Annotated in this window: 6 protein-coding genes; 1 reads left to right on the top strand and 5 read right to left on the bottom strand. The window is 63.0% G+C overall.

Annotated features, from left to right (window positions below):
• The 5 genes from EOA29_RS21090 to glmM form a co-directional block, all read right to left on the bottom strand.
• Nucleotides 1-577 (bottom strand): NAD(P)-dependent oxidoreductase (locus EOA29_RS21090; protein WP_281061100.1); only part of this gene is annotated, 577 nt, incomplete at its 3' end.
• A gap of 69 nt (nucleotides 578-646) precedes the next feature.
• Nucleotides 647-1,822, bottom strand: a complete 1,176-nt coding sequence (locus EOA29_RS21085) for a phosphoserine transaminase (protein WP_126091455.1) — start codon at nucleotides 1,820-1,822, stop codon at nucleotides 647-649.
• A 196-nt stretch (nucleotides 1,823-2,018) separates the two neighbouring features.
• Nucleotides 2,019-2,885 (bottom strand): outer membrane beta-barrel protein, encoded by an 867-nt coding sequence (locus tag EOA29_RS21080; protein ID WP_126091454.1) that lies wholly within the window; start codon nucleotides 2,883-2,885, stop codon nucleotides 2,019-2,021.
• Nucleotides 2,886-3,092: 207 nt separating this feature from the next.
• Nucleotides 3,093-3,935 carry an outer membrane protein gene (locus EOA29_RS21075; RefSeq protein ID WP_126091453.1) on the bottom strand — a complete coding sequence of 281 codons (843 nt, stop codon included), beginning with the start codon at nucleotides 3,933-3,935 and terminating at the stop codon, nucleotides 3,093-3,095.
• Nucleotides 3,936-4,241: 306 nt separating this feature from the next.
• Complete coding sequence (gene glmM, locus EOA29_RS21070) at nucleotides 4,242-5,594, bottom strand: phosphoglucosamine mutase (protein ID WP_127221411.1); 1,353 nt, start codon at nucleotides 5,592-5,594, stop codon at nucleotides 4,242-4,244.
• 367 nt (nucleotides 5,595-5,961) lie between these two features.
• Here glmM and EOA29_RS21065 point away from each other — a divergent pair.
• Nucleotides 5,962-6,534 (top strand): hypothetical protein (locus EOA29_RS21065; RefSeq protein WP_127221409.1); only part of this gene is annotated, 573 nt, incomplete at its 3' end.

Genomic DNA, 6,534 nt, shown 5'->3' with positions numbered 1-6,534 from the left:
CGTCGAGCTCGACTTTCTCGACGCCGAGCTCCTCGGCGCGGCTGTCCGACAGGAACGGATCGAAAGCCACGACATGCATCTTCAGGCCGACGCCGCGGGTGGCGACGATCGAGCCGATATTGCCGCAGCCGATCACGCCCAGCGTCTTGCTGGTGATCTCGATGCCCATGAAGCGGTTCTTTTCCCACCTGCCGGCATGCGTCGAGGCGTTGGCCTCCGGGATCTGGCGCGCCAGCGCGAAGATCATCGCAACGGCGTGTTCCGCCGTGGTGATCGAATTGCCGAAGGGCGTGTTCATCACGATGATGCCCCTGCGGCTTGCCGCCGGGATGTCGACATTGTCGACGCCGATGCCGGCGCGGCCGACGACCTTGAGCCTGGTTGCGGCATTGATCAGCTTCTCGGTGACCTTGGTTGCCGAGCGGATGGCCAAGCCATCATATTGGCCGATCACTTCGAGCAGTTTTTCCTTGTCCTTGCCGAGATCGGGCAGGTAGTCGACCTCGATGCCGCGATCCTTGAAGATCTGCACGGCGGTGGTTGAAAGCTTATCCGATACGAGAACGCGGGGCGCCATGGCGGCCTCCTTCAAAATGGGATTGATCCGTGTGGGGATCGGCGGCCCGAAGGCCGCCGTGCAATGATCTCAGGCCGCCGCCTTGAGCGACGCCTTCTGCGTGGCGAAGGCCCAGTCGAGCCATGGCAGCAGCGCCTCGAGGTCGGACGTCTCGACGGTCGCGCCACACCAGATGCGCAGGCCGGGCGGCGCGTCGCGATAGGAGCCGATGTCGTAGGCGACGCCTTCCGTGTCGAGCGCCGAGACGATGCCCTTGGCGAACGCCGCCTGACCGTCGGCATCGAGCGCCGCCACTTGCACGTCGGTAAAGGAGAGGCAGACCGAGGTATTCGAGCGTGTCGCCGGATCGGAGGCCAGGTGGCCGAGCCATGGCGACTTGTCGACGAACCGATCGAGCACCGCGGCATTGGCGTCGGCGCGGGCAATCAGCGCGTCCAGGCCGCCGATCGACCTCGCCCATTGAAGCGCATCCAGATAGTCCTCGACGCACAGCATCGATGGCGTGTTGATGGTTTCGCCCTTGAAGATGCCTTCGATCAGCTTGCCGCCCGAGGTCAGGCGGAAGATCTTCGGCAGCGGCCAGGCCGGCTTGTAGGTTTCCAGCCGTTCGACGGCGCGGGGCGACAGGATCAGCATGCCGTGCGCGCCCTCGCCTCCCAGCACCTTCTGCCAGGAGAAGGTCACGACATCGAGTTTTTCGAAGTCGAGCCTCTGGGCGAAGGCAGCCGAGGTGGCGTCGCAGATAGTCAGACCCTTGCGATCGGTTGGAATGAAATCGCCGTTCGGCACCCGCACGCCCGAGGTCGTTCCGTTCCAAGTGAAGACCACGTCGCGGTCGAAATCGATCTTGGTGAGGTCCGGTAGTTCGCCATAGCCCGCTTCGAAGCGGCGCACGTCGGCGAGCCTGAGCTGCTTGACCACATCGGTCACCCAGCCGGAACCGAAGCTTTCCCAGGCGACCATGTCGACGCCGCGCTCGCCGAGCAGCGACCACAGCGCCATCTCCACCGCGCCGGTGTCGGATGCCGGCACGATGCCGATCCGGTAGCCGGCCGGAACCTTGAGGATTTCGCGCGTCAGCTCGATCGCCTGCTCGAGCTTGCCCTTGCCGATCTTGGCGCGGTGGGAGCGCCCGAGCGCGGCAGCCTTCAGCGCCTCGGCCGACCAGCCGGGACGTTTTGCGCAGGGACCTGAGGAGAAATTGGGATTTGCCGGACGGAATCCGGGCTTGGTAAGCGTCGTCATCGTGAGTCTATCCTTCCAGATAGTGGCCCCTCGTTGGGGAGGGGTGGCCCACGGACGGCGATATGCGTTCAGGCTGTCGGCGTCAAGAGCAAAGTTTTTGTCGCTGGCGGGATACTTGCATAGCCCCGACTACGCGCCCTGAAGCAAAAACGGCGGACCGGTGATCCGCCGTCGGCAATTTTCCAGGCTTTGTCGCTCACCAAAGGTCGTAGCGCAAACCCAGCTTGACCGTCTGATAATCGATGCCCTTGTGAACATTGAAGGCGCCGTTGTCATAGGCGACATATTTGCCGCTTGGGATCGAGAAATACTCGTAACCGAGGTCGACGGAGAGATTTTTGCTGACCTGATAGGACAGACCCGCGCCGATCGAATAGGCCAGGTTGAACTTCGCCTCTGAGTCCTCGGAGCCACCATAGCCCGCGGGATCGTCACAGGTGAATCCGCCAGCACCGCTCGAATCCGGATCAACTTCCACGCATTTCCGTTCGCCCTGGGTCTTGAAATACTTGTTGTAGGCGATGCCGACGCCGCCACCGATATAGGGCGTGAGCCCGACATAGGTGCCCAGGTCCACATAGCCATTGGCCATCACGCTGTAGCCCTTGTTGGTGGCCCGGTTGGTGGCTTCGCAGTCTTCCGTGGCGGCAACTGACTGGATGATCGCTGTGCCGCCGACGATAACCAGGTTGTTCGTGTGACCGGCGCAGCCATTCGGCACCAGGGCGTGGTCGCCGAACTTATTGGTGGGCAGGATGCCGCCATTGAGCTCGACCCTGAGAAAGTCGTTCAGGTGGTAGCCCATGCCGATGCTGCCCGTGAACAGGCTGCTATCGTTGGTGAAACTCGTAGACCCGCTTGCCGATATCTGATGCTCAAACGGATGGCTGAAGGCGTAGCCGACATCGCCGCGCAGGTACCAGCCCGAGCCGACCTCGACCGGCTGATAATCCGGCGCCTGGTCGACATAGATCGGCGGATCGTAGTCGGCCGACAGCGCCTGTGTCGCCGGCATCAGCACGATTGCGGCGAGCGCCAGTGCGATACGCGATTTTGATGTCATGGTCCCCGGCTCCTGAAGTTGGCGCCAGTCGCGAACGCGAGCACAGCTGCCGTTTCCAGGATGCATTGTTAACCATACTGGTTAAGTGGCGGTTAAGGATAACAGCCGGTTACCGAATTGATTTCGATGACATTTTACCAACCGCGCGCAAACGAAAACCGCCCGGCTGGCGCCGGGCGGTTGGAAAATTTCCGGTCTTCGAAGCGATTACTTGGTGTAGATCGGCTCCGGCTCCGGTACGTAGGGTTCCGGCGGCGGGGCGCAGTCGGACCTGCCGAACTGATAGCGCAGGCCACCGCGAACTTCATGCACGTTGATGCCGCGATCGTAACCCGGGCCGACATTGCTGTCGGAAGCGTATTCGAACATCTTGCCGCCATTGATATGGCTGTAGCGGTAGCCGACGTCGAGCTTGACGCGATCGGTCAGGCAGTAGGAGGCGCCGGCCATGAGCGCGTAGGCAAAGCGCCAGCCCTTGCCGCCGGCATGCTCGAACGAGCCGTCGAGATCTGTGTTGTGCAGCGTGTCCCACTTGACCCAGGCGCCGCCGATGCCGGCGCCGACATAGGGCGTGACACCATGCCAGGTGCCGATGTCGACATAGGCATTGGCCAGAAGCAGCAGCGCCGAATAGGACGAGGTGTCGACGGAGGTACAGGGCACCCCGCCGGCGCAGAAGCCATCGGTCGAACCGCTGAAATTGGACTTGGCCAGCCAGTCGGCGGTGAGGTCGGTGCGGAAATACTGATTGACCTGGTAACCGACGCCGGCGCCGGCGGAGAAGGCGCCTTTCAGCTTGCCGCTGGCGAAGCTGCCCTGGGTCTGGGGCGCCGCGCCGTAGGTGATGTAGTCGCCGCCGCCGAAGCGCGACCAGTGGTAGTCGATATCGCCGCGGATGTACCAGCCGCCGACATCGACCGGCTGGGCCTCGACGACTGGCGGCGGCGCCTCTTCGACCGGAGGCGGTTCCGCGAGGTCGGCGGCAAGCGCCGGCCCGGCCACACCCGCGAACAGCGCGGCAAACAATGCCATTCTTGCTGTATTCAACATGCTGTCACCCCTAAGAAGCCTCGGGACGACATCGCCCGAAGTTGAACCTCGGCGTGGATAATGAAGTGCAAAAGTTAAAAGCCGTTTAACCGTACCGATTAACCACGAATCTATACAATTTTAGAGGGAATGCCGTTGTCCCCGGGCCGCTGCGGGCGCGCACGAAAGCCCGCCGGGCGGCGGGCTTGTGGATGCGGCGGGCTCGGCTGGCGCCGGCTGTCAGGGCAGTTTCAGGAAAACTGCGTAGCGGTGAGGTTCGGCGACTTCGCCGTGGCCTTCCGTCCGGAATTGCGTAAAAGCAAATAGTTAGGCGTCGCTGCGGGTTTCCGAAAGGATGCCGACGATGTCGTTGACGACGGTCTCGACCAGTTGCGGATCGTCGCCTTCGGCCATGACGCGGATGAGCGGCTCGGTGCCGGAAGGCCGGATGACGAGCCGGCCGGCCTTGCCGAGCCGGTTGCGCGCATCCTCGATGGCTGCCTTGACCGGCGCCTCCTCCAGCGGCTTGCCGCCGGAGATGCGGACATTCTTCAGAACCTGCGGAACTGGTTCGAACTTCTTCGACAGCTCGCTGACCGGCCGGTTCTGCCGCTTGATGCAGGCCAGCACCTGCAGCGCCGAGACCAGACCGTCGCCGGTGGTCGAGAAATCGGAGAGCACGATATGGCCGGACTGCTCGCCGCCGACATTGAGGCCGTGCGCGCGCATATGCTCGACCACGTAGCGGTCGCCGACCTTGGTGCGATGCAGTTGCAGCTTCATGTCGCCGAGGAAGCGCTCGAGACCGAGATTGGACATCACGGTTGAGACCACGCCGCCGCCGGCCAGCCGCCCGCTCTGGTGCCAGGATTCGGCGATCAGCGCCATGATCTGGTCGCCATCGACGATCGCGCCGTTCTCGTCGACGATGACCACGCGGTCGGCGTCGCCGTCAAGCGCGATACCAATATCGGCGCGCACCTCATGCACCTTCTTCTGCAGGCCGGCCGGATGGGTCGAGCCGCACTCCTTGTTGATGTTGAAGCCGTTGGGTTCGACATTGATGGCCACCACCTCGGCGCCGAGTTCCCACAGCGCCTCGGGCGCCACCTTGTAGGCGGCGCCGTTTGCGCAGTCGACGACGATCCGAAGGCCGGAAAGCGACATCGAGCGCGGCAGCGTGCGCTTGGCGAATTCGATATAGCGGTCGTGGACGCCGTCGACACGCTTGGCGCGGCCCAGCCCATCGGAATCGGCAAGCGCAAGCTCGATATCCTTGTCGAGCATGCCTTCGATGCGCTCCTCGATCTCGTCGGAGAGCTTGTAGCCGTCGGGGCCGAACAGCTTGATGCCGTTGTCGTAGTAGGGATTGTGCGAAGCCGAGATCATCACGCCGATATCGGCGCGCAGCGAGCGCACCAGCATGGCGACCGCCGGTGTCGGAATGGGTCCGAGCAGGAACACGTCCATGCCGGCGGCGCACAGGCCCGACACCATCGCATTCTCGATCATGTAGCCGGAAAGCCGCGTGTCCTTGCCGAGCACGACGCGGTGCCGGTGATTGCCGCGCTGGAACGAAAGCCCGGCAGCCATGCCGACCCGCATGGCGACCTCGGCCGTCATCGGAAACTTGTTGGCGCGTCCGCGGATGCCGTCGGTGCCGAAATACTGCCCTGCCATGCCTGCCAATGTCCCCGTCGGTTTCAGCCGCCCGTAGTGCCACAATTGGGCCGCATCCGATCATCACATTTCGTGATTATATATTACCATTCCTTAGAAAATCATTGTCGCTGGCGGTTCAAGTGATTCGACAGCCTACCACGACCTCTCACTGTAGCGGCAATATACCAGCCGAGGCGAGCTTTTCTATCCAAAGCCGCCCGGAAGAACCTTGTTTGCGCGACCAACCGCAAGCAATTCATCACCTTGTCGGGAGCAACACACTTTGTGACGGCGTCCACGCTGGAAGCATCTGGCGCAATCCGAAGTTGAGAGCTATTGATTTGGTATAGGGACACCACCTGGCGGCAGCAAGGGAGAAAACGCCATGCTTATTCATAGACTTGCAACATTGACGGGCCTCGCCGTCGCAGCCTTCTTCGTGGCGGCGCCGGCCAACGCCCTGACCATGGCCGAGTGCAGCACCAAGTACAACGCGGCCAAGGACGCCGGAACGCTCGCCGGCCAGACCTGGAACCAGTTCCGCAAGGCCCAGTGCGGCAGCGACGCTTCGGCCGCGACCGACACCAAGGCGGCGACCGACACCAAGGCTGCTGAGACCAAGCCGGCCAAGAAGGCCAAGGAAACCACGGCCGCGACCGCCGACAGTTCGGCAAAGGGCCTGACCGCCAAGGAATGCAGCGCCAAGTACCAGGCCGCGAAAGCCGCCGGCACGCTGAACGGCATGAAGTGGAACGACTTCCGCAAGACCGAATGCGCGGCCGGCGCCGCCGCGGCGGCGACCGACACGAAGCCTGCCAAGGCGACCAAGACCTCGACCGAGGCCGCCGACAGCGGCAAGGGCCTGAGCATGGCCGAATGCAGCACCAAGTATCAGGCTGCCAAGACCGCCAACAAGCTGAACGGCATGAAGTGGAACGACTTCCGCAAGGCCGAGTGC

It is taken from the genome of Mesorhizobium sp. M1E.F.Ca.ET.063.01.1.1 (assembly GCF_003998155.1).
In the GTDB taxonomy this organism is placed as follows: domain Bacteria; phylum Pseudomonadota; class Alphaproteobacteria; order Rhizobiales; family Rhizobiaceae; genus Mesorhizobium.
Note: the sequence above shows the minus strand (reverse complement) of the source record. Positions and strands in the feature narration are given on the sequence as shown.